Origin of the sequence: Leptospira weilii serovar Ranarum str. ICFT, assembly GCF_000332415.1 — a bacterium.
Taxonomy (GTDB): domain Bacteria; phylum Spirochaetota; class Leptospiria; order Leptospirales; family Leptospiraceae; genus Leptospira; species Leptospira weilii_A.
Genome location: NZ_AOHC02000027.1, coordinates 1 through 827, shown reverse-complemented (window position 1 = coordinate 827; position 827 = coordinate 1). Strand labels below are relative to the sequence as shown.

The 827-nt window shown below is 45.3% G+C and carries 1 pseudogene; it reads left to right on the top strand.

Annotation, left to right across the window (positions count from 1 at the left end):
- Nucleotides 1-827, top strand: a pseudogene (locus LEP1GSC060_RS08830) (TonB-dependent receptor plug domain-containing protein); the annotation flags it as partial.

Sequence of the window (827 nt, the reverse complement as noted above, 5' to 3'; positions counted from 1 at the left end):
ACACCTAGTAATACTTTTTCCAATCTTGCGGTCGCGGATCGGTTTGCGATGGATCCGTTTTCAACTAACAGGGATCTAATGCGAGAAAGTTTGGATCCTACGGCCAATCCTTCCTTGTTGAGACGTTCCGATCTGAATTATTCCAATTCGATGACCGGTTATTCTCGCGGGGTGGAAGTTTTTATCAAAAAAGAACCTTCGGCCGAATCCGGATTGTACGGATGGTTGTCTTACACCAAATCCGTCACGAAAAGGAATCGACATATGCCCGAACTTACGAATCAGGAATATAACTCCTGGCTCGCGCAAAGTTCCGCTAAGGAGTTGATCCATCAGGAAAACGCGGACCATTATTATGCGAATTTCTACAGGGACGGAAGTTACGACGTCTTATTCAAAAATTCGAAAGACGAGTTGTACGACTTTGATAGGACTCATATGTTCAACATGGTGATCGGCTGGAAATTCGGAGAGAAGGCACAAATCGGATTGAAGGCGACGTATTTAACGAATTACGCATATACTCCCGTGGTCGGATCAAAAACCGTCACACTTCAGCAGAGTTTATCGGAGTTGTTTCCTTCGTTGCCTCCTTTACCGGCTTCGTCTTCCACAAGCAGTTCCACCTTTCCGCTTTATCAGCCGATTTATTCGGATATGAATCGTTCGGCCAGACTTCCCCATTATAGACAGTTCGATTTGAGATTCGATCGTTTTATTCCGACGAGTTGGGGAAGGATAACCGCTTATTTGGAACTCGTCAATATCACGGGAAGTCGAGTCGCTACGAGCGCGGATACGTTCGTTCCGATTTTTATACTAGGTGT